1 rRNA gene is annotated in these 1,869 nt (G+C 55.7%); it reads left to right on the plus strand.

What is annotated here, in order from left to right:
- The first annotated feature begins 179 nt into the window (after positions 1 to 179).
- A 16S ribosomal RNA gene (locus LJ760_RS17245) occupies positions 180 to 1,707 on the plus strand.
- Positions 1,708 to 1,869: the final 162 nt, after the last annotated feature.

Genomic DNA, 1,869 nt, shown 5'->3' on the forward strand with positions numbered 1-1,869 from the left:
GTCTGTTGTTTGAGAACTCAATAGTGTGCCAAGTTTATTGATACCAATTTATTTTGATTGGTTGAACAGGCCGTTTCCGCCCACCCCGTGGGTATGGGACGGTTTTTTTAGCCGGTTTCGAATTTAGTGCAGTGTCTGCAGCCAATTTTCCTTGGCTTCGGCACTGTGTCTGTAACACATTTACGGAGAGTTTGATCCTGGCTCAGGATGAACGCTGGCGGCGTGCTTAACACATGCAAGTCGAACGATGACTTCTGTGCTTGCACAGAATGATTAGTGGCGAACGGGTGAGTAACACGTGAGTAACCTGCCCCTGACTTCGGGATAAGCCTGGGAAACCGGGTCTAATACCGGATACAACGGACCACCGCATGGCGGTCCGTGGAAAGCTTTATGCGGTTTTGGATGGACTCGCGGCCTATCAGCTTGTTGGTTGGGGTAATGGCCCACCAAGGCGACGACGGGTAGCCGGCCTGAGAGGGTGACCGGCCACACTGGGACTGAGACACGGCCCAGACTCCTACGGGAGGCAGCAGTGGGGAATATTGCACAATGGGCGGAAGCCTGATGCAGCGACGCCGCGTGAGGGACGAATGCCTTCGGGTTGTAAACCTCTTTCAGCAGGGAAGAAGCGAAAGTGACGGTACCTGCAGAAGAAGCGCCGGCTAACTACGTGCCAGCAGCCGCGGTAATACGTAGGGCGCAAGCGTTATCCGGAATTATTGGGCGTAAAGAGCTCGTAGGCGGTTTGTCGCGTCTGCTGTGAAAGCCCGGGGCTCAACCCCGGGTCTGCAGTGGGTACGGGCAGACTAGAGTGATGTAGGGGAGACTGGAATTCCTGGTGTAGCGGTGAAATGCGCAGATATCAGGAGGAACACCGATGGCGAAGGCAGGTCTCTGGGCATTAACTGACGCTGAGGAGCGAAAGCATGGGGAGCGAACAGGATTAGATACCCTGGTAGTCCATGCCGTAAACGTTGGGCACTAGGTGTGGGGGACATTCCACGTTTTCCGCGCCGTAGCTAACGCATTAAGTGCCCCGCCTGGGGAGTACGGCCGCAAGGCTAAAACTCAAAGGAATTGACGGGGGCCCGCACAAGCGGCGGAGCATGCGGATTAATTCGATGCAACGCGAAGAACCTTACCAAGGCTTGACATGAACCGGAAAGGCCTGGAAACAGGTCCCCCACTTGTGGCCGGTTTACAGGTGGTGCATGGTTGTCGTCAGCTCGTGTCGTGAGATGTTGGGTTAAGTCCCGCAACGAGCGCAACCCTCGTTCTATGTTGCCAGCGCGTTATGGCGGGGACTCATAGGAGACTGCCGGGGTCAACTCGGAGGAAGGTGGGGACGACGTCAAATCATCATGCCCCTTATGTCTTGGGCTTCACGCATGCTACAATGGCCGGTACAAAGGGTTGCGATACTGTGAGGTGGAGCTAATCCCAAAAAGCCGGTCTCAGTTCGGATTGAGGTCTGCAACTCGACCTCATGAAGTTGGAGTCGCTAGTAATCGCAGATCAGCAACGCTGCGGTGAATACGTTCCCGGGCCTTGTACACACCGCCCGTCAAGTCACGAAAGTTGGTAACACCCGAAGCCGGTGGCCTAACCCCTTGTGGGAGGGAGCCGTCGAAGGTGGGACCGGCGATTGGGACTAAGTCGTAACAAGGTAGCCGTACCGGAAGGTGCGGCTGGATCACCTCCTTTCTAAGGAGCACCTCGAAGACCATGTCCTTCCACAGTGTTGGATGTGTGCTTTGCAGGAGATGCCCATATCGGAGACATATGTTCTCCGGTGGGTGCTCAAGGGTGGAATATCAATGGATAGGCGCCGGCATGCCGGCCGCAACGGATCAGTACGTTCCCTCC

The sequence above is a fragment of the Arthrobacter sp. zg-Y895 genome, assembly GCF_020731025.1.
GTDB lineage: Bacteria > Actinomycetota > Actinomycetes > Actinomycetales > Micrococcaceae > Arthrobacter_B.